The sequence below is a fragment of the Streptomyces sp. NPDC051576 genome (assembly GCF_040681835.1).
Taxonomy (GTDB): Bacteria; Actinomycetota; Actinomycetes; order Streptomycetales; family Streptomycetaceae; genus Streptomyces.
The window spans coordinates 1,213,977-1,232,895 of sequence record NZ_JBFAZO010000001.1 but is presented as its reverse complement, the minus strand read 5'-3'; the positions used below and the strand labels follow the sequence as shown (position 1 = coordinate 1,232,895).

Below are 18,919 nucleotides of genomic sequence, written 5' to 3'. Positions count from 1 at the left end.
GCGATCTCCCCCTCCGGCGGTAAGCACCACCCCCGCGACATCGAACATCTTATCGAATCAAGATGACATGTCCAGGGAGAATCGGGTCTTGATCGGGACCCCCCCGGCACCGTCCGGCTTCGAAGGGCTCACACACGAACTGAGGGCGCCCCCTGGCAAAGGGGGCGCCCTCAGTTCGTACGCGGCTCCCGAACGGGCTTGTGGACGGGCTCAGTTCTGGTAGCTGTGCAGCCCGGGGACGGTCAGCGTGCCGCCGAACTGGCCGGCCTGGACCACCTTCACGTTGGTGAAGTAGATCAGCGGGATGTTCAGCGGCGGCGGGTTGTCCGGGTCGAACGTGATCGGGATCAGTCCGAACAGGTTGCCCGAGATGGACTCCGTGTACATCACCGTGTCGCCGTCGCGGATCGTGGACGTCGAGCCGGCGGCCGCCTGCACGTTGTACGTCTTGCCGGACTGCTTGTCGTTGACCGTCTGGTGCAGGTCGCCGATGTCGGTGCCGTCGGAGATGACGTACTTCAGGACCTTCTTGACCGTGCCGTTGGCGGTCTTCACCTCGACGACGCCCTGGTAGTCGGCGCCCTTGAGCAGCAGCGAGCTGGCGTTCAGGTACCACGGGTCGTCGGGCAGCAGCACCTTGTTGTCGACACCGCTGGTGTCGTCCGTGGCGACCGGGCAGTCCGAGGTGTCGGTGCTCGCGCTCGCGGACGGGCTCGGGGTGGCCGTTGACGTGGCCGCGTCCTCCACCGCCTTGGTGGTGTCCTCGGCCGCCTTGGACGCGGCGTCGGTCGTGTCCTTCACGGTGTCGTTCACCGTGTCGGTGACCTTCTTGGTCGTGTCCTTGACGGTGTCGGACACGCTGGAGGAGTCGTCCGAGGACGAGTCCCCGCTCGCGCTAGCCGAGGCCGACGCGGTCGGCGTCGGGGTGGCGCTCGCCGTCGAGCCGGAACTCGACGAACCGCCGGTGAAGATGCCGGTGATGGCGTCACCGATGGTGTCCAGCAGGTTCCCGCTGGACGCGGACGCCGAGGGCGTCGCGGTCGCGGTGGAACCGGACGACGTACTGCCGGACTCGCTCGACTTGCTCGCGGAGGCCGAGGCGGACGGCGTGGGCGTGGACGTGTCGTCGGAACCTGAATCCGAGGACGCGGCCTTGTCCGAGTCCTTCGAGCCGGAGTCCGTCGCCGTGGCCGACGGCGTCGCGTCGTCCTTGGACGAGTCGGAGGACTCGCTCGCGGACGCGGACGGCGTGGCCGAGGCGCCCGCCGTCGAGTCGGCCAGCGCCGCGACACAGTCCTTGTACTCGTCGGCCGTCAGGCTCTTCGACGACGGCGAGGTCGTCGAGCCGTTGTCGGCGAGGGCGAGGGAGGACGTGAAGCCCATCCCCATGATGACCGCGGTCGGCATCGCCACCGTGGCTATCGCCTTGCCGGCGGGCATGTGGAACCTGGTGAACAGCGGCTTCTTGGGTGCCGCATGGCGCGGCCCGGTTCTCACACGGGACTCGTCCACATCAGTCCCGTGGGTCACCTCGTCAGCCGGCACTGTGCCTCCCGTTCGCCCCGTAGCTCACCGGGCTCGTTCCTGACAGATCGTTCGGCCCGCTCGCCTCGTCACCCGGTGCGTACGGCGCGGCCTCGGGGGCCTGCGCGTACGGCGCCGCCTCCTGAGGAGCCTGGTACGGCGCGGCCTCGGCGGGGGCGCCGCCCTCTCCCTGTGCGTCGTCCTGCACCGCCTGCGGCTCCGGCGGCGCGCCCGGCGCCCACGACACGGCCAGCGCCCCGCCGACCATGGCGAGGAGGAAGCCGATCAGGAAGCCGCCGAGATTGGACACGGGGATGGACACCAGCGCCAGCAGGATGGCCGCGGTACCCGCGAAGGTGCGTACATGCTTCTGGAACCAGAGGCTGAAGCCCAGGACGACGAGCAGCACGCCGATGATCAGGGACCCGGCGCCCGCGGTGGTGGACATCGCCAGGGTCAGATGGCCCACCTGGAGATGTGCGTACGGGAAGTAGGCGATCGGGAGTCCGCCGAGCATGACGAACAGACCGGCCCAGAACGGCCTCGTGCCACGCCAGCCGCGGAACTGCAGCCTCCGGCGGGTGAACTGGCCGGGTGCGGCAGGAGTCTCGGCGCTCATCGAAAACAGCTCCCTGGTACGGCGTTGCTGTGGTGGAGGGGTGCACCTCGTGTGAAGGTGCTGGTGGAAGAGGGACGGGCGGGGGCGCCACCGGCTCCCCCGCCCGTCGTCAAGTGCCTAGTAGCACTCGTGGGTGCCGGCCGAGACCGACATCTTCAGACCGCTGAGCTTGAAGGTTCCGGCAGTGGTGGCCCACGCCGTCTGCTGCACGTGGGTCAGTGTGGCCGACTCAGCCTGCTGGGCGAAGCCGTAGGGGTTGGCAGCCTCGCTGCCGCCCTTCATGCCCGGTCCCTTGCCGCCCTTGTCGGCACCCGTGTCGCCTGCCGCAACACCGATGTCGATGCCGTGGAACACGGCATCGGCGCTGAGGTCCTGGACGTCGATGTACAGGTTCTCGGCCTGTACCGGCGTACCACTGCCGCCCGCCTTCAGCACCAGGCTGACCGATCCGAGGATCGGGATGTTCGGGGTGACCACCGACTGACACATGTTGGTGATCGACGCGGACTTGAACGACGAGACCGCGACGGGGTGAGCCGTCTTGCTGCCGTCCAGGTTGTAGCCCGAGTCAAGCGCTCCGTACTGAGCGAAACCCGTGCCGTTGAGCTCGTCGGCCGTCACCTTGAACGACTGACCGGAAACGCTGAATGACGCGGCGAGAGCGCCCTGCGCGAGGGCCACACCTATACACGCCGTAGCGGCGACGCTGGGCACCATGACCACAGCGAAGCGCTTCCATCTGGTCCCGCCACGCACCTGGGACTCCATATTTCCTCCTTCTCGGACGTACATCTCCTGGCCCTGACTGCCCCCAGTTGGCGGCTCAGCCGGGCAGGGATGGGAGAAGTGCTACGTCCTCGGGAAGGGGAGCGCCTGTCTTCGGAGGCGCGAACCGCGCACCGATCACCGGCGATCACCCCCGAGCGACAACCACTGGTCGCGCCTGACGCACATCACGCACAACCTTGCTGGACAGGCTCCGCCGTACGGCGAAGACCCCCCTGCCCAAGAGCCGGCTCCACTGTCTCCGGCTCTACTCGGTGGGGACCCAGGAGACTCCGTCGACCCGACCGGCTGTCGGGGTGCGGAAATGGACCGAGCGTCGCCGATCGTGGTGCATTCTCGCCGCCCGCACAAGGGGCTTCGTTACTGGGTAGTAACGGCCGGATAACCGAACAACGACCCGCCGGTATCGGTCGGCGACGCTGGGTGCCATCGTGGGCCAGGACAAAACTGTTGATCCTCGGACGGAATCCGACAGAACAACGCCCTCGTCTTACTCCAAGTAACAGCGGCCGCGATTACCAAGATTTGGTAAAGCGCGGCCGCAGTGACACTCCGTCGGCAAATCTTTCACATCGGCACCACAGGTCCCGAGGTTTACCGACTGGTCAGAACCGGCCCCGCACCCCGCTCAGAACAACGCCCTCGCCAGTGCCCGCCGCGCCGCCGTCACCCTGGGGTCATCGGCGCCTACAACCTCGAACAGCTCCAGCAGCCGCACCCGTACGGCATCCCGGTCGTCACCCACCGTGCGCCGCACGGTGTCGATCAGCCGGCTGAAGGCGTCCTCGACATGACCGCCCACCAGATCCAGGTCCGCCGCGGCGATCTGCGCCTGCACGTCACCCGGCTTCTCGGCCGCCTCCATGCGCACCCGCTGCGGGTCGAGCGTCGACACCCGCTGGAGCAACTCGGCCTGGGCGAGCCCCAGTTTGGCCTCCGAGTTGGCCGGGTCGTCGCTCAGCACGTTCCTGTACGCCTGTACGGCCCCGCCGAAGTCCCCCGCGTCCAGGGCCCGTACGGCGGCTTCGAGCAGTCCGTCGTACGGTCCCGCCGGCATCTCGGCCGGGGCCTCGGGCCGCTCCCCCGGCGCGGCGTCCGGGTCGACCTCCAGCCCGGTGAGGCCGAAGCGCTGCTCGGCGACCTGGATCAACTGGTCGAGGGTCTGCCGGATCTGCTGCTCGCCCGCGGCCCCCTGGAAGAGCGGCAGCGCCTGGCCGGCGACCACCGCGAAGACCGCCGGGATGCCCTGCACCCCGAACTGCTGCATCAGCATCTGGTTGGCGTCGACGTCGATCTTGGCAAGGACGAAGCGGCCGTTGTAATCAAGGGCGAGCCGCTCCAGGAGCGGGCTGAGCTGCTTGCACGGCTCGCACCACTCGGCCCAGAAGTCGATGACGACCGGGACCTCGGTGGACCGCTGCAGGACCTCGCTCTCGAAGCCCGCCTCATCTACGTCGATCACCAGATCGGCCGGCGAGACGGCCCCGCCGCCGCCCTGCCTGGCGGTTTCGGCGCGCGCCTGCTCCGCCTTGACCTTGGCCTCCTGGGCCGCCTTCACCGCGGCGAGGTCGACGACTCCGCTCATGGACATGTTCCGTGGCTGCATGCGTCTATCCTCCCCCGTCCGCCCGTGTGAAGGAAAAGCGTTGTGAAAGCCGGTCCGCTTCCCGCTGTCCGACGCCGGGTCCCCACCCGCGCCCGTGGTTTCGCTACGAGTCGTAGCGTAATGGTGCCGGGTGCCTCTCGGATACCGATACCCGGTGATCTCCCTCACTGCACCACAGGAACCGACGGTTATGGTCGGGGGATGCAGAGCCGCACCCCCGCCCCACGCGCCGCAGGACGCCCCCGCAGCACCGCCGCGGACACCGCGATCCTCGCCGCCACCCGGGAGGCCCTGGTCGAACTCGGCTGGTCCAAGCTCACGTTGGGAGACGTCGCCACCCGCGCGGGGGTTGCGAAAACCACCCTCTACCGCCGCTGGGCCGGCAAGAACGAACTCGTCGTCGACGCCGTCGCCGAACTCTTCGACGAACTCCGCCTCCCCGACCGGGGCACCCTGGCCGCCGACATCGAGGGCGTGGTCCTCCAGTTCGCGGCGATCCTGGCCCGCCCCGAGGCCAAGAGCGGACTGATGGCGGTGGTCGCCGAGTCCATCCGCGACGACGCCCTGCGCGAGCGCATCCGCGAGTCGATCGTCGACCGGCAGAAGTGCCTCGTCGTGGAGGGCAGGGCACGCGCCCAGGCGCGCGGTGAACTGCCCCCGGAGACCGACCCGGAGGAAGCCGCCCGCACCGCCGACCTGATCTTCGACGTGGTGGCGGGCGCGGTGGTCCACCGCACCCTGGTGAGCGCGGAACCGGCCGACGAGGACTGGGTCCGCAGCTTCACCCAGGTCCTCCTCCTCGGCCTGACCTCGCTCAGCTCAGGTCAGGCCCCGACACCCTAGAAGCCGGCGGGCTCGGTGTAGACCCCCCACTCCTCCCGCAGCACCCCGCAGATCTCCCCCAGCGTCGCCTCCGCCCGCACCGCGTCCAGCATCGGCCCGATCATGTTCGACCCGTCCCGCGCGGCCGCGAGCATCGCGTCCAGGGCCGCCCCTACGGCCGCCTCGTCCCGTACGCCCTTGCGCGCCCCCAACTCCCTTACCTGCTCCCGCTCCACCTCGTGACTGACCCGCAGAATCTCCAGGTCCCCGGTGACCGAACCGTGGTGCACATTGACCCCCACGACCCGCTTGTCGCCCTTCTCCACGGACCGCTGGTACTGGAACGCGGCCTCGGCGATCTCGCCGGTGAACCAGCCGTCCTCGATCCCGCGCAGGATCCCCGAGGTGACCGGCCCGATCGGGTGCTGCCCGTCCGGGTGGGCCCGCAGCCCCCGCTCCTTGATCTGCTCGAAGATCTTCTCGGCGTCCGCCTCGATCCGGTCCGTGAGCTGCTCGACGTACCACGAACCACCCAGCGGATCCGCCACGTTGGCGACCCCGGTCTCCTCCATCAGCACCTGCTGCGTGCGCAGCGCGATCTCCGCGGCCTGCTCGCTGGGCAGCGCGAGGGTCTCGTCCAGGGCGTTGGTGTGCAGCGAGTTGGTCCCGCCGAGCACGGCGGCGAGCGCCTCGACCGCCGTACGCACGACGTTGTTGTACGGCTGCTGCGCGGTCAGCGAGACGCCGGCGGTCTGGGTGTGGAAGCGCAGCCACTGCGCCTTCTCGGACCTGGCGCCGTAGACGTCCCGCATCCAGCGGGCCCAAATGCGGCGCGCGGCACGGAACTTGGCGATCTCCTCGAAGAAGTCGACATGCGCGTCGAAGAAGAAGGAGAGGCCGGGCGCGAAGACGTCCACGTCCAGGCCGCGGCTGAGCCCCAGCTCGACGTACCCGAAGCCGTCCGCCAGCGTGTACGCCAGCTCCTGCGCGGCCGTGGAGCCGGCCTCGCGGATGTGGTAGCCGGAGACGGACAGCGGCTTGTAGGCGGGGATGCCGGACGCGCAGTACTCCATGAGGTCGCCGATGAGGCGCAGATGCGGCTCGGGCTGGAAGAGCCACTCCTTCTGGGCGATGTACTCCTTGAAGATGTCCGTCTGGAGCGTGCCGTTGAGGACGGCGGGGTCGACGCCCTGCCGCTCGGCGGCCACCAGGTACATGCAGAAGACGGGGACGGCAGGCCCGCTGATGGTCATGGACGTCGTGACATCGCCGAGCGGGATGTCCTTGAAAAGGACCTCCATGTCGGCGGCCGAGTCGATGGCCACCCCGCAGTGGCCGACCTCGCCGAGCGAGCGCGGGTCGTCGGAGTCGCGCCCCATGAGCGTCGGCATGTCGAAGGCGACCGACAGCCCGCCGCCGCCGTTGGCCAGGATCTTCTTGTACCGCTCGTTGGTCTGCTCGGCGTTGCCGAACCCGGCGAACTGCCGGATCGTCCAGGTCCGCCCCCGGTAGCCTGTCGCGTACAGCCCGCGCGTGTACGGATACTCGCCGGGCCAGCCGATCCGCTCGAAGCCGTCGTACGTGTCCCCGGGGCGTGGCCCGTACACCGGCTCGACGGGGTCTCCGGAGAGCGTGGTGAAGTCGGCCTCACGCGTACGTGAAGCGTCGAACCGGGCCTGCCAGCGTCGGCGGCCCTCTGCGATGGCGTCAGCGTCCATACCCTCGAATTTACTAGGACGTCCTAGTAAATGTCGATGGACAACCGCCGTACGCGACCCGTACGGCGGTGGGACCTACACCTTGGCGGCGACCGGAGCGGGGTCCACGATCTTGGACTCCAGCTCGTGGCTGATCTTCCGCTCCACGAAGAACGCGGCCGTCGGGATCGTCCCCGCGAGCAGCACCCAGAGCTGCTTGCCGACCGGCCACTTCGCCTTGGAGCCCAGGTCGAACGCGAAGAGCAGGTAGACGACGTACAGCCAGCCGTGCGCGATGGCGACGACCTCGGTGAAGCTTCCGGCGCCGTCGATCTTGAGGAGGTACTTGGCGATCATGCTGAGGCACAGCAGGACCAGCAGGACACCCGTGACGTACGCCATGACGCGGTAGCGGGTCAGCACGCTCTTTTTCATGAGGACGAGCGTAACGACCGGTTCCGGGCGATCTTTCCCCGGGTCAGTCCTCGTCGAAGTCGGCGGCGGCGACCCGGAGCGGCCGCAGCATCGCGAAGATCTCCGCGCACTCCTCGGCGTCGTAGGCCCCCAGCCCGAAGTCCATCTCCATCAGGTCGCGGGTGGCCGCGTCGCAGACCTCGCGGCCCTTGTCGGTGATGGAGGCGAGGGTGCCGCGGCCGTCGTTGGGGTTGGGGCGCTTGGCGACGAGCCCGGATCTGGCCAGCCGGTCCACGGTGTTCGTCACGGACGTGGGATGCACCATGAGCCGCTCGCCGATCTTGGACATCGGCAGCTCCCCCGCCTTGGAGAAGGTGAGCAGCACCAGCGCCTCGTACCGCGCGAAGGTCAGTCCGTAGGGCTTCACGACCGCGTCGACCTCGGCGAGCAGGATCTGCTGCGCCCGCATGATCGAGGTGATGGCGGCCATGGACGGCACGTTTCCCCAGCGCTGTCTCCAGTGTTCGTCGGCGCGGGCGATGGGGTCGAAAGGGAGACTGAGCGGCTTCGGCACGGCACCAGACCTTACCGGCCGGTCACATCGTGGTCAGCCCCGTCTCGCCCATCGGTCCCACCCGGCCGTGTCCGTGCGCCCGGTGTCGCGCCGAGGCGAAATGGCCCATTCATGTCAGGATTACCGACTGATTGTCACTGTATGTCCCCTCGCGCAAGGGAGCAGCATGTCCCGGCTGATCCACACCGTCGCGGCGCTCGCGGCGCTCGGGCTCACGGCGGGCTGTTCGTCCGCGTCCGACGTCGACGAGGCCTCCGTCGCCGGTGCCCGGTCCAAGGACCCGGCCCGCGCCACGTCCTTCTGGGTCGACCCGGCGAGCCCGGCGGCCGAGCAGATCCAGATGTGGGAGCGGGAGGGACGCAAGCAGGACGCGGCTCTGCTCAAGCGGATCGCCGACCAGCCGACCGCGCTGTGGCCGGCCGGGGAGATCGACCCGGGCCCGGTGATCAGGTCGGCGACGGCGGCCGCGCGGCAGGAGGGGCGCACCGCGCTCTTCGTGGCCTACGACATCCCGCACCGGGACTGCGGTCAGCACTCCGCGGGCGGGGCGGAGGACGCGGACGCCTACCGGGCGTGGATCGGCAAGTTCGCCGAGGCGCTCGGGGACTCCAGGGCGCTGGTCGTGCTGGAGCCCGACGCCGTCGCGCACATGGTGGACGGGTGCACACCCGGCGAGTACCAGGCCGAGCGGGAGCAGTTGCTGAGCGAGGCGGTGGTCCGGCTGAAGCAGCAGTCCGGTACGACGGTGTACCTCGACGCGGGCAACCCGGCCTGGATCCAGGACCCTTGGAAGCTGGTGGAGCCGCTGAAGCGGGCCGGGGTCGAGCAGGCCGACGGGTTCTCGCTGAACGTCTCCAACTTCCAGACGGACGCGGTGACGAAGGAGTACGGCCTCCATCTGTCGCGGGACCTCGGCGGCAAGCACTTCGTCGTCGACACCAGCCGCAACGGCAACGGGCCGCTGCCCGGCGCCTGGTGCAATCCGCCGGGCCGGGGTCTGGGCACCCGGCCGACCACCGACACCGGCGAGGCCGCCCTGGACGCCTATCTGTGGATCAAGCGGCCCGGCGCCTCGGACGGCCCCTGTGAGGGCGGTCCCGACGCCGGGCAGTGGTGGCCGGAGTACGCCCTGGAGCTGGCGCGCAACTCCAAGGCGTAGCAAGGCGGTTCATCAACCTCACTGGACCTGGATCCACTTGGCTTCCGACGGTGTGCCCTGCCCGTCCGTCACGAACAGCATGTACCAGCCGGGCGGTACCAGCGCCCGGTCGTTCGGTACGTCCACCGTCACCGACTTGCCGTCCTTGACCAGGCCCAGTTCGATGGAGCGCTGCTCGACGTCCGTCGTGTGGGTCACCGAACTCGGGCGCATCAGGCGGGCCTTGACGACCCGTTCGGGGTGGTCGGTGCGGAAGGTCGCCCGGTGGTGGCGGTCGAGGGTCTCCGGACCGTCCTGGAGTACGGGCCTGTTGGAGCCGTTCTTGTGCAGCGCGGGCGGGGTGAAGATCTCCATGCGCTGCTCGAAGTGGCCGAGTTTGGTGTTGGCCTGGTCGTCGAAGAGCGGGTCGGAGCCGAAGGTGACGACCCGGCCGTCGGGCAACAGCAGCGCCTCGGAGTGGTAGTTGCGGCCGACCATCGGGGCGGCGGCCTCGCGGAAGGCGTTGCCCTTCGGGTCGTAGAACTGCGCCTTGAAGATGTTGCTGGCGCTGCGGCCGCGGTAGTCCTCGGAGCCGTTGGTGGTGAAGACCGAGTCGTCCGGCATGATCACGCTGTTCAAGTAGCGGGTGCCCTGGGGGAGGTTGGGGCCGTCCTTGAAGACCGGGCTGTCCTGCTTGAGGTCGACGACGGCGGTGCGCGGGGTCGACTTCCTGGACTCGCCGACGCCTCCGCCGCCGAGGATCATCACCTTCTGGTCCTGTGCGGGCGGCAGGAGGAGCGAGGACGAGGTCTCGGTCTCGTCGGGGTCGCGCAGCCCGGCCACCTTGGTGAACTTGTTGGTCTTCAGGTCCCAGAGTCCGGGCTCGCGGCCCTTGGTGGCGGGGCCGTAGCCGGCGTTGGAGGCCGGGTAGAAGAGCTTGCCGCCCTTGGTGAGGAAGAGGGCCGGGTAGGTGGGGAAGTAGCGCTTGGGGCCCGGGGTCCACTTCTTGGTCTTCGGGTCGTAGATCTCGTTGTCGCCCTGGTCGATCACGCCGACGTCGTCGAGGCCGGAGACGGCGAGGACACGGCCGTCGTCGAGGCCGACGAGGGTCGGGTACCAACGCGCCTTCTCCATCGGGTCGACGGCGATGTACCGCTCGGCCTTGGGGTCGAACTCGTAGGCGGCGCGGATGCCTTGGTAGTCCTGCTTGTCCAGGGTGATCTTCTCGGAGAGGCCGTACGTGTTGTGCGCGTCGATGCCCTTGAGGCCGACGATGTCGTACTGGGCCTGCTTCTCGGTGACGGACATCGGGCCCGCCTCGGCGGCCTCGACGAAGACGCGGACCTCGCTCGCGGTGACCTTGGTCTGCCAGGGCTGCATGACGCCGCGGGCGTTGTACGTCACCTTGAACTCGCGCTTGGCCTTGGGGACCGTGACGTCGAACCTGGTGACGTAGTCGACGCCGGCCGGTGAGCGGAAGACGGTGCCCTTCTTGAGGAACATCGCCTTGTTGGGGTTCTCGTTCTTGACCCGCATGCCGCCGCCGGCCCGCTTGACCTCGCCGTCGAGGAGTTCGTAGCGGGCGGTGCCGCCGGCCACCAGCAGGTTGCCGCTGGGGAGTTGGCTGTGTCCGCCGCAGAAGAAGTCCACCGGGGTGGGGATCTTCTTGAAGGTGTTCGCCTTCGGATCCCACAGGACGGTGTCGAAGGACCCGGCGTCGAACTTCTTCTGCTCGTTGCCCGAACCGGCCACGATCAGCACCTTGCCGGTGTGCAGCAGCGAGGCGTGGATGGCGTTGGTCCGGTACTTCTCCGGGATGTCGACCTGGTCCCAGGAGCCGTACTTGGCCATGTACCCGGGCCGCGTGATCTTGTAGTCGTGGTACTGCTCGCTCACGAAGTCGAAGGCGGCCGGCGCGTTGAGACCGGCCAGGACCGCGATGCCGCCGATGCCCAGGACGGTCTTCCTGGTTCTCTGGGATGGCTGGAAGGCCATGGTCTAGTTGCCCCCTGTCGTGGAGCTGGAGACGGACGGACCGGCGCCGGTGGTGGCGAGCGCGGGCTCGGCGGTGTCCACCGCGCGCGCGCCGCCGAGCAGCGACCGCCGCTCCCGGCGCTCCTTGAGCAGCGAGCCGGTCCACACCCCGAGCGGCGCCAGGGAGATCACCATGGCGAGGACGGCCCAGGTGCGCATGGCCGCGTGGGTGTGGTCGAGGACCACCGAGGCGGCCAGCGAGGTCGCCAGGAGGATCGCCCAGAAGAGGTGGATGCGGAAGGTCATCACCCGGTCGGGGCTGGCGTCGCCGCCCTTGGGGGTGACGACGAACCGGCTGGGCCTGCGGATGAGCGCCTCACCGAAGGACTTCAGATAGATCGGCGCGGAGAGCGCCGACATCGCCATGCCGGCGAGACCGCCGGACCCCTCCGGCTCGTGCGGGGAGACGTTGTGCCGCCGGTTCCAGAGATAGAGCCCGATCTGGAGCGCGGCGGCGTCGCTGTAGAGCATCAGCCACACCGACGCGGCGACCTGCGTACCGGAGGCGCCGAACCACAGGAACAGAAAGCAACTCATGATGCCCAGCAGCCAGTTGACGGCGGTCATCGGGTAGTAGACGAGCATCAGCGTGTACGAGAACAGCCGTCCCGGAGGCATGGTGAACGGCGCCTTCCAGTACTGCTTGATCAGCGTCTCGTACGTGCCCCGCGACCACCGCATCTGCTGGGTGAAGAAGTCGGTCCAGGAGGCCGGCCCCTCCCCCACCGCCAGCACGTCCGGGGTGTAGACGGACCGCCAGTGCGTGCGGGTGACGGGATTGCGGTGGCGGTGCAGCTCGAATCCGGTGGCCATGTCCTCGGTGATGGAGTCGTACAGCCCGCCGATCTGCTTGACGGCGGCGATCCGTACGACGTTGTTGGTGCCGACGAACATGGGGGCGCGGTAGCGGTTGCCGGCGCGCTGGATCAGCGCGTGGAAGAGAAACTGCTGCGACTCTGCGGCCTTGGTGACGGGGTTGTGGTAGTTCCCGTACACCTGCGGTCCCACGACGAAGGCCACGTCCGGGTCGCGGAAGTAACCCATCATCCGCTCAAGGAAGTTGGGGAGCGGTACGTGGTCGGTGTCGACCGAGGCGAAGAAGTCGTAGTCGCCGCCGTGCATCGCGATCCAGGCGTTGTAATTGCCGTGCTTCGTACGGGCCTTGTGGACGCCCTTGGGACGGTTCCACTCGGGAACTCCGTGCCGTGTGAAGTGGCGTACGCCCAACTCGGCGCACAGGGCCTTGGCTTGCTCGTCGTCCCCTTCGTCGAGGAGCCAGACGTCGAGAGACCCGGTATGGGTGACGCGGACAGCGCCTTCGAGAGTCGCGCGGACCATGGAGAGGGGTTCCTTGCCCGGGACGTAGGTCGTGAGGAAGGCGACGCGGGTGCCGGCTTCGGGGACGACGGGGATCGGGTCGCGGGCGACGAGGGTGGCGTGGGCGACGGAGGCGACGTTGACGACCATGAACAACTCGATGAGCCCGATGGCTATCAACATCGTGACATCGAGCCCGATCATCCACTCCTGACCGCCCTCGCGCTCCACCCAGTGGGTGGGCCAGACGAGGTAGACGAGCAGGGCTGCGGTGAGCACCGGGGCGAGGCTCATCAGGAGGACGGCGCGTATTCGGTGGGGCTCGCGCGCGAGGAGCGAGGTGTACTGCACCTGGTACGACGCACCGGACGGCTCCGTGAGCGGTCCGGCCAGTCGGCTGTAGGTGTCGTAGTCGTAGCCCTCCGGCCGCACAGCGCCCTCCATTGATTGAGGAGTGATCGACGCCCGGCGATCGATGATCGAGGGACCGTCTGGATCCGGAGATCGACCGGGCCGATAACCACACACAAGTGGAGATTTAAGGGCGTGTCGAACTGGGCGCGTCCAGGTGGGTGGGCGGTTGCCCCCGGCGGCGGAACGGGTCGAGGAGCGGCTGGGAGAGAATCCCTTCGCCGATCAGCACTCCGAAAGGGACTCGCATGCGCGACATGGCCGATCTCATCGCGGAGACCTACGCGCTCGGCGCCGGTCCGTGGACGATGACACCCGTCACCCGGGGCGCCCTGGGCCAGATCTGGAAGCTGTCGGGCGGCGGCTCCGCGTGGGCGGTCAAGGAACTCCTCTTCGGCTGCGACGAGGAACAGGTCCGCCGCGAGGCCGCGTTACGGCAGGCCGCCGAGGAGCTGGGCATCGCGTCCCCCCGGCTCCTGCCCGACCGCCAGGGCGCCTACGTCTCCCACCTCCCCCGCCCCTCCGGCGAATCCCACATCAAGCTGTACGACTGGATCGACGGCACCCGTGCGGACACCTCCGACCCCGGCCTCCTGGACTGGTTCGGGCGGACCATGGCGTTGCTGCACCGGGCGGGAGAGGGCGAGAGCCGGCTGCCGAGTTCCTGGTACGAGCGGTGCCCGGGGGACGCCGAATGGCACGAACTGCATACGAAGGTGGCGCGGGCGGGCCTCCCGTGGGCGGACGCGCTGGGCCACTTCATCACCACGTCCGCAACGGAGTTGGCGCACTGGATCACCCCGTCCGACCCCGCCGACCTGGTGACCTCCCACCTCGATCTCCAGCCCCAGAACGTCCTGGTCACCCCGGCCGGCCCGGTCCTCCTGGACTGGGACAACGCGGGATCGGCCTCCGCGGAAAGGGAGTTGGCCCGCGCCCTGTACGTCTGGTCGGGCGGCGACAAGGGGAATGTCGAGGCCGGTGCACGGGTGGCGCGGGCCTATCGCGACGCCGGAGGACGCGCCGCCGTCCATGGCCCCCACTCCTTCTCGATGCTCTTCGCGACCGACCTGAACTACGTGTACGTACAGGCCGAGTGCGCCATCGACCCTACGGTGACCGCGGCGCAGCGGGAGTTCGCGAGCGGCCAGGTGGTCGCCGCGCTGGGGCGGGTGCCGGACCTGGCGGTCGTCTCCCGGTTGAGCGGGGCCGTGGAGGGGAGTTGGCGGTGACGGTACTGGTCTCGGTGTGGGGAGCGGCTCCCGGCGTGGGCAAGTCCACCGTGTGCGCCGGGCTGGCCCGGTCACTCGCCGGTGCGGGGCTGCGAGTGGATCACTTCCACGAGGAGGAGATCCTGACCCGGCCTCAATTCGCTGCGGTGGCCGAGGAGTTCAGGGCAACGGGAGCGGTCGGCCTGAACACCCTGATCACGGCGACGGCACGCTTCGTCGAGTCGGTCCAGGCGCGGGGCGACGACGTGGTGATCGCGGACGCACTGGTCCCGTTCATGCCGACGCTGCTCGCGATGGGACACGGAGAGCAGACCATCGACACGTTCACGGCCGACCTGACGAGGGTCCTGTCCCCGCTCCGCCCGGTCATCGTCTTCCTCGACGGAGACCCGGCGATCGCCCTGTCCCGCGCCGCACTGCGGGAGGGCGCGGGGTGGCTGGACCAGTACGTCACCAAGCTCACCGCCTACGGGGTGATCCCACGGGTGACCGACCTCGCGTCGGCGGTGACGTACCTGCGACGAGAGCGCGCGATGACACTCGACGTGGCGGGCCGACCCGGGTGGGGGCTCGTCATGGTCGAACGGGCGGATGAACTGCCCCGGGAGGAGGTGCTGGGCGTCGCTGCGCGGGGGCTGGGGGCCTGGCTCGGCGGAGGTGACGGGGAGGCGCTGTTGCGTGCCGTTGAGGGGGAGAGACGTGAGCGGCCGGCCTGATGTGCCGGGAGGTCTACGCAGTGCGGCGGCTCCGAGCGGGGAGGCGCCATGGTCGAACGGGCGGATGAACTGCCCCGGGACTAGGTGCTGGGCGTCGCTGCGGGGGAGGCTGGGGGCCCGGCTCGACGGAGGTGACGGGGAGGGGCTGTCGCGTGCCGGCAAGCGGGAGGAACGTGAGCGGCCGGCCGGATGTGTCGGGAGGTCGACGCAGTGCCGCGGCTCCGAGCGGGAACACATCACGGTCGAACGGGCGGAAGAACTGCCCCCGGGACTAGGCGCTGAGCCTCGCCGGGCGGGGGCCTGCGTCCCTGACTCAACGGGGACGCCCCGTCCCGCGCCGTCAAGCGGGAAGAACCCGAGCCGGCACCGGCCTGACACGTCGGGAAGGGGTTCGTCATGTGCGAGGTGAGCCCTCCCGTGATCGGCCTCGCCTCGGCGGCGGTGACGTACCTGCGGGTGACCGGCCTCACCTTGACGGTGACGTACCTGCGGCGTCAGGTGCCGAAGGAGGGCAGACCTCACACCCTGGTACTCCCCTGCCCCCGCGACAGTCGCGCTACGGCGCCAGGTGGCGCTCGACCGTCTCCACCTTCGATGTGAGGCCGTCTGTCACGCCGGGGCGGATGTCTGCCTTGAGGACGACGGAGACGCGTGGGGCGCGGGCCTCGACCGCGGCGACCGCGCGTTTGACGACGTCCATGACCTCGTCCCAGTCGCCCTCGATGGAGGTGAACATCGCGTCGGTGCGGTTGGGGAGGCCCGACTCGCGGACCACGCGGACGGCGTCGGCGACGTACTCGCCGACGTCCTCGCCGACGCCGAGCGGTGTCACGGAGAAGGCGACGATCATGCGTTCACGATTCCTTCCTGGCGGGCGCGGGAGGCGATGACCGCGTCCTCGGCCTCGCGCTTGAGCTTGCGCTCGGCGAAGAAGCCGCCGGTGGGCAGCACGGAGAGGACGAAGTAGAAGGCCGCCTTCTTCGGGCCCCACTTGGTGCGGTTCCAGGCGTCGGCCCAGAAGAGGACGTAGAGGATGAAGAGGACGCCGTGGACCATGCCCATGACGGGCACCGCGTTGAAGTCCGTGGTCCGCTTCAGCACCGAGCAGACGAGCAGGAGCAGGAAGGACACGGCTTCGGGTGCCGACACCAGGCGGAGGCGGCGGATGGCGGTGGCGGTCTTGATGTCCACAGGTCACCTTCGGTGAGAGAGACGTCCACAGTTTGTGAACGCGAGCACAAACGTTCCCCCATTGTGGCAAACGGCTGAGCGTGTCAGGACCCGGGGTCCTGGACCCCTAGGGGCCAGGTCAGGGTCTTTCTCCACCCGCGGGCCCTGTCGGCGGGCGCACCCTGCGGCTACCTTCGCACCGTGGCGATGTTTCGACTCCAGGGCAGCAAGGTGCTCGCCGTCGACATGACCGGGGACGCCGTGAAGGCGAAGAACGGCTCGATGGTCGCGTACGACGGGCAGATGGCCTTCAAGAAGATGAGCGGCGGCGGTGAGGGCATCCGGGGCATGGTGACCCGGCGGCTCACCGGTGAGCAGATGACCGTGATGGAGGTGAGGGGGCAGGGGACCTGCTGGTTCGCGGACCGGGCCTCCGAGATCAACCTCGTGAGTCTCCAGGGGGACAAGCTGTACGTGGAGTCGAGCAATCTGCTCGCGACCGACGCCGGCCTCAGGACGGGCACGACCTTCACCGGGCTGCGCGGCGCCTCGCAGGGCAACGGGCTGTTCACGACGACCGTCGAGGGGCACGGCCAGGCGGCGATCATGTCGGACGGACCGGCGGTGGTGCTGCGGGTGAGCCGGCAGTATCCGCTGACCGTCGACCCCGGCGCCTACATCGCGCACCAGGGGAATCTGCAGCAGTCCTTCCAGTCCGGTGTGACCTTCCGCACCCTCTTCGGAGAGGGCGGCGGCGAGGCCTTCCAGATCCGCTTCGAGGGGGACGGGCTCGTCTACGTCCAGCCCAGCGAGCGGAACACGATCGCGGGGGACGTGTGAGATGGCCTTCACCGAGATCAACTCGAAGATGATCCAGGCCACGGTCATGCCGGGCCAGCGGGTGTTCAGCCAGCGCGGCGCGATGCTCGCCTACAAGGGAGACGTCTCCTTCACGCCCAACATCCAGGGTGGTCAGGGCGGTGTCATGTCGATGATCGGGCGCCGGGTGGCGAACGAGGCGACTCCGCTGATGACCGTCGAGGGCAGCGGCACCGTGATGTTCGGTCACGGCGGCCACCACATCCAGATCATCGAGCTGACCGGCGACACCCTCTACGTGGAGGCCGACCGCCTGCTCGCCTTCGAGGGCACCCTCCAGCAGGGCACGATGTTCATGGGCTCACAGGGCGGCGTCATGGGCATGGTCCGCGGCCAGGTCACCGGCCAGGGGCTGTTCACGACCACCCTCCAGGGCCGGGGCGCGGTCGCCGTGATGGCCCACGGCGGGGTCTTCGAGGTGCCGATCACCCCCGGCCGTCCCGTCCATGTCGACCCGCAGGCCTACGTCGCCCACCACGGCGACGTACGCAACAAGCTGTCCACGGCGCTCGGTTGGCGCGACATGGTGGGCCGGGGCTCCGGCGAGGCGTTCCAGTTGGAGCTGAGCGGCAGCGGCGCGGTCTACGTCCAGGCCTCGGAGGAGAAGCTGTGAGCCAGTACGCGGGGTCCGGCCCCACGGTCTTCGACCCCATGACCCTGCCGGTCGACGACAACGTCAACAAGTACACCTTCTGCGTGGAGTTGAAAGGGAGCCAGTGGTTCCTGCAGAAGGGGAAGATGATCGCCTACTACGGCTCGATGGAGTTCAACGGCATCGGGCACGGGCGACTCGACCGACTTGTCCGTACCTCGTTCCATTCGCCTCTGCACGCGAGCGACTGGGTCGTGGCGGAGGGTTCGGGCAAGATGCTGCTCGCCGACCGGGCCTTCGACGTGAATTCGTACGACCTCGAAGACGGCAACCTGACCATTCGCTCGGGCAACCTGCTCGCTTTTCAGCCAAGTCTCGCTCTCAAGCAGTCGATCGTTCCCGGTTTTCTGACACTGATCGGCACGGGCAAGTTCGTGGCCGCGTCGAACGGCCCGGTGGTGTTCATGGAGCCCCCGATCAGAGTCGATCCGCAGGCGCTCGTCGGCTGGGCCGACTGCCCCTCGCCCTGCCATCACTACGACCACGGCTACATGACCGGCCTGATGGGCGGCCTACGTGCCATGACGGGCATCGGCGGAGCCTCCGGGGAGGAGCACCAGTTCGAGTTCGTCGGGGCGGGTACGGTACTGCTCCAGTCGTCGGAGACCCTCATGGCCGAGCAGGCCACAGGGGTTGTGCCGCACGAACCCGGGGTACCGGGTGGAGGCGTAGCCCCCACAGGCCCCTCACAGCAAGCGGGCGCACCGCGCCTTCCCGGACAGCTCGGAGATCTCCAGCGTCGCTTCGGGCTGTGAGCGGTAGTCTGCGGAGTGTGACGTCGAACGTGTGCGCGCCGTCACGCCACCCTCACTAGTTCGCCTTTCAACATTTTAGGTAGACTTCATTCATGGAGACCGAGACGGCCACGCGCTGGCTGACCGATGAGGAGCAGTGCGCCTGGCGCACCCATCTGGAGGTCAACAGGCTGCTGACGTACCAGCTCGAAAAAGATCTGCAACCGTTCGGCCTGACGATGAACGACTACGAGATCCTGGTGAATCTCTCCGAGGCGGAGGACGTACGGCTGCGGATGAGCGACCTCGCGGCCGCCACCCTCCAGTCCAAGAGCCGCCTCTCGCACCAGATCACCCGCATGGAGAACGCGGACCTGGTACGCCGGGAGAACTGCGAGTCGGACCGCCGGGGACTGTACGCGGTGCTCACCGAGCACGGCCTGGAGACGATGAAGAAGGTCGCGCCGCACCATGTGGCGTCCGTACGGCGGCACTTCATCGATCTCGTGACGCCCGAGGGTCTGTCGGAACTCGACAAAACCCTGAAGCCGATCGCGGAACATCTGCGAGGGCACCGGGGGCGCCCGTAGCGAC

At 68.7% G+C, this 18,919-nt stretch carries 19 protein-coding genes; 8 read left to right on the top strand and 11 right to left on the bottom strand.

The features are described 5' to 3' along the window. Positions 1-210: 210 nt before the first annotated feature. The 4 genes from AB0M63_RS05825 to AB0M63_RS05810 form a co-directional block, all read right to left on the bottom strand. Positions 211-1,545, bottom strand: a complete 1,335-nt coding sequence (locus AB0M63_RS05825) for a hypothetical protein (protein ID WP_366018499.1) — start codon at positions 1,543-1,545, stop codon at positions 211-213. After that, entirely contained in the window at positions 1,535-2,143 is a 609-nt protein-coding gene (locus AB0M63_RS05820) for a DUF6114 domain-containing protein (RefSeq protein ID WP_355912194.1), read from the bottom strand. Before AB0M63_RS05820 ends, AB0M63_RS05825 begins: the two co-directional genes overlap by 11 nt. A gap of 117 nt (positions 2,144-2,260) precedes the next feature. Continuing rightward, the gene (locus tag AB0M63_RS05815) at positions 2,261-2,911 is read right to left on the bottom strand and encodes a DUF6230 family protein (protein ID WP_355912191.1); all 651 of its coding nucleotides are present in this window, start codon (positions 2,909-2,911) and stop codon (positions 2,261-2,263) included. Positions 2,912-3,557: 646 nt separating this feature from the next. Then, complete coding sequence (locus tag AB0M63_RS05810; RefSeq protein WP_366018498.1) at positions 3,558-4,535, bottom strand: tetratricopeptide repeat protein; 978 nt, start codon at positions 4,533-4,535, stop codon at positions 3,558-3,560. Between the two features lie 201 nt (positions 4,536-4,736). Here AB0M63_RS05810 and AB0M63_RS05805 point away from each other — a divergent pair, with 201 nt between their 5' ends. Further along, the gene (locus AB0M63_RS05805) at positions 4,737-5,378 is read left to right on the top strand and encodes a TetR/AcrR family transcriptional regulator (RefSeq protein ID WP_355912185.1); all 642 of its coding nucleotides are present in this window, start codon (positions 4,737-4,739) and stop codon (positions 5,376-5,378) included. Here the strand turns inward: AB0M63_RS05805 and AB0M63_RS05800 are convergent. The 3 genes from AB0M63_RS05800 to AB0M63_RS05790 form a co-directional block, all read right to left on the bottom strand. Further along, positions 5,375-7,075 carry a methylmalonyl-CoA mutase family protein gene (locus AB0M63_RS05800; protein ID WP_355912182.1) on the bottom strand — a complete coding sequence of 567 codons (1,701 nt, stop codon included), beginning with the start codon at positions 7,073-7,075 and terminating at the stop codon, positions 5,375-5,377. The two genes, AB0M63_RS05805 and AB0M63_RS05800, sit on opposite strands and share 4 nt — an antisense overlap. A gap of 75 nt (positions 7,076-7,150) precedes the next feature. After that, entirely contained in the window at positions 7,151-7,489 is a 339-nt protein-coding gene (locus AB0M63_RS05795) for a DUF3817 domain-containing protein (protein WP_355912179.1), read from the bottom strand. A 43-nt stretch (positions 7,490-7,532) separates the two neighbouring features. After that, entirely contained in the window at positions 7,533-8,042 is a 510-nt protein-coding gene (locus tag AB0M63_RS05790; protein ID WP_355912176.1) for a MarR family transcriptional regulator, read from the bottom strand. A gap of 166 nt (positions 8,043-8,208) precedes the next feature. Between AB0M63_RS05790 and AB0M63_RS05785 the strand changes: the two genes are divergently transcribed. Continuing rightward, the gene (locus tag AB0M63_RS05785; RefSeq protein WP_366018497.1) at positions 8,209-9,201 is read left to right on the top strand and encodes a glycoside hydrolase family 6 protein; all 993 of its coding nucleotides are present in this window, start codon (positions 8,209-8,211) and stop codon (positions 9,199-9,201) included. 18 nt (positions 9,202-9,219) lie between these two features. Here AB0M63_RS05785 and AB0M63_RS05780 read toward each other — a convergent pair whose 3' ends face one another. Continuing rightward, positions 9,220-11,175, bottom strand: coding sequence for a kelch motif-containing protein (locus tag AB0M63_RS05780; protein WP_366018496.1), 1,956 nt, complete (start codon positions 11,173-11,175; stop codon positions 9,220-9,222). Positions 11,176-11,178: 3 nt separating this feature from the next. Beyond that, positions 11,179-12,963 carry a cellulose synthase catalytic subunit gene (locus tag AB0M63_RS05775; protein WP_366018495.1) on the bottom strand — a complete coding sequence of 595 codons (1,785 nt, stop codon included), beginning with the start codon at positions 12,961-12,963 and terminating at the stop codon, positions 11,179-11,181. 227 nt (positions 12,964-13,190) lie between these two features. Between AB0M63_RS05775 and AB0M63_RS05770 the strand changes: the two genes are divergently transcribed. Together AB0M63_RS05770 and AB0M63_RS05765 are read left to right on the top strand one after the other, a co-directional pair. Beyond that, positions 13,191-14,174 carry a phosphotransferase gene (locus tag AB0M63_RS05770; protein WP_366018494.1) on the top strand — a complete coding sequence of 328 codons (984 nt, stop codon included), beginning with the start codon at positions 13,191-13,193 and terminating at the stop codon, positions 14,172-14,174. Continuing rightward, the gene (locus tag AB0M63_RS05765) at positions 14,171-14,890 is read left to right on the top strand and encodes a hypothetical protein (RefSeq protein WP_366018493.1); all 720 of its coding nucleotides are present in this window, start codon (positions 14,171-14,173) and stop codon (positions 14,888-14,890) included. Before AB0M63_RS05770 ends, AB0M63_RS05765 begins: the two co-directional genes overlap by 4 nt. 556 nt (positions 14,891-15,446) lie before the next feature. Here the strand turns inward: AB0M63_RS05765 and AB0M63_RS05760 are convergent. Together AB0M63_RS05760 and AB0M63_RS05755 are read right to left on the bottom strand one after the other, a co-directional pair. Beyond that, positions 15,447-15,740, bottom strand: coding sequence for an MTH1187 family thiamine-binding protein (locus AB0M63_RS05760; protein ID WP_355912158.1), 294 nt, complete (start codon positions 15,738-15,740; stop codon positions 15,447-15,449). Continuing rightward, complete coding sequence (locus AB0M63_RS05755; RefSeq protein WP_355912155.1) at positions 15,737-16,081, bottom strand: DUF3817 domain-containing protein; 345 nt, start codon at positions 16,079-16,081, stop codon at positions 15,737-15,739. The genes AB0M63_RS05760 and AB0M63_RS05755 overlap by 4 nt, the downstream gene beginning before the upstream one ends. Positions 16,082-16,267: 186 nt before the next feature. On the opposite strand from AB0M63_RS05755, the gene AB0M63_RS05750 reads away from it, so the two are divergent. From AB0M63_RS05750 to AB0M63_RS05735, 4 genes are all read left to right on the top strand, one after another. Further along, positions 16,268-16,900, top strand: coding sequence for an AIM24 family protein (locus AB0M63_RS05750; protein ID WP_366018539.1), 633 nt, complete (start codon positions 16,268-16,270; stop codon positions 16,898-16,900). 1 nt (position 16,901) lies between these two features. Then, positions 16,902-17,552 carry an AIM24 family protein gene (locus AB0M63_RS05745; protein ID WP_355912152.1) on the top strand — a complete coding sequence of 217 codons (651 nt, stop codon included), beginning with the start codon at positions 16,902-16,904 and terminating at the stop codon, positions 17,550-17,552. Continuing rightward, entirely contained in the window at positions 17,549-18,346 is a 798-nt protein-coding gene (locus AB0M63_RS05740) for an AIM24 family protein (RefSeq protein ID WP_355912149.1), read from the top strand. The genes AB0M63_RS05745 and AB0M63_RS05740 overlap by 4 nt, the downstream gene beginning before the upstream one ends. Positions 18,347-18,438: 92 nt before the next feature. Then, positions 18,439-18,915 (top strand): MarR family transcriptional regulator, encoded by a 477-nt coding sequence (locus tag AB0M63_RS05735; protein WP_366018492.1) that lies wholly within the window; start codon positions 18,439-18,441, stop codon positions 18,913-18,915. Positions 18,916-18,919 lie beyond the last annotated feature (4 nt).

Excerpts from the sequence above, each read along its gene's own strand:
- AB0M63_RS05760 (WP_355912158.1), bottom strand. The coding sequence starts at position 15,740 with ATGATCGTCGCCTTCTCCGTGACACCGCTCGGCGTCGGCGAGGACGTC.
- AB0M63_RS05800 (WP_355912182.1), bottom strand. The coding sequence starts at position 7,075 with ATGGACGCTGACGCCATCGCAGAGGGCCGCCGACGCTGGCAGGCCCGG.
- AB0M63_RS05795 (WP_355912179.1), bottom strand. The coding sequence starts at position 7,489 with ATGAAAAAGAGCGTGCTGACCCGCTACCGCGTCATGGCGTACGTCACG.
- AB0M63_RS05745 (WP_355912152.1), top strand. The coding sequence starts at position 16,902 with ATGGCCTTCACCGAGATCAACTCGAAGATGATCCAGGCCACGGTCATG.
- AB0M63_RS05815 (WP_355912191.1), bottom strand. The coding sequence starts at position 2,911 with ATGGAGTCCCAGGTGCGTGGCGGGACCAGATGGAAGCGCTTCGCTGTG.
- AB0M63_RS05805 (WP_355912185.1), top strand. The coding sequence starts at position 4,737 with ATGCAGAGCCGCACCCCCGCCCCACGCGCCGCAGGACGCCCCCGCAGC.
- AB0M63_RS05810 (WP_366018498.1), bottom strand. The coding sequence starts at position 4,535 with ATGCAGCCACGGAACATGTCCATGAGCGGAGTCGTCGACCTCGCCGCG.
- AB0M63_RS05770 (WP_366018494.1), top strand. The coding sequence starts at position 13,191 with ATGCGCGACATGGCCGATCTCATCGCGGAGACCTACGCGCTCGGCGCC.
- AB0M63_RS05750 (WP_366018539.1), top strand. The coding sequence starts at position 16,268 with ATGTTTCGACTCCAGGGCAGCAAGGTGCTCGCCGTCGACATGACCGGG.
- AB0M63_RS05820 (WP_355912194.1), bottom strand. The coding sequence starts at position 2,143 with ATGAGCGCCGAGACTCCTGCCGCACCCGGCCAGTTCACCCGCCGGAGG.
- AB0M63_RS05785 (WP_366018497.1), top strand. The coding sequence starts at position 8,209 with ATGTCCCGGCTGATCCACACCGTCGCGGCGCTCGCGGCGCTCGGGCTC.
- AB0M63_RS05735 (WP_366018492.1), top strand. The coding sequence starts at position 18,439 with ATGGAGACCGAGACGGCCACGCGCTGGCTGACCGATGAGGAGCAGTGC.
- AB0M63_RS05780 (WP_366018496.1), bottom strand. The coding sequence starts at position 11,175 with ATGGCCTTCCAGCCATCCCAGAGAACCAGGAAGACCGTCCTGGGCATC.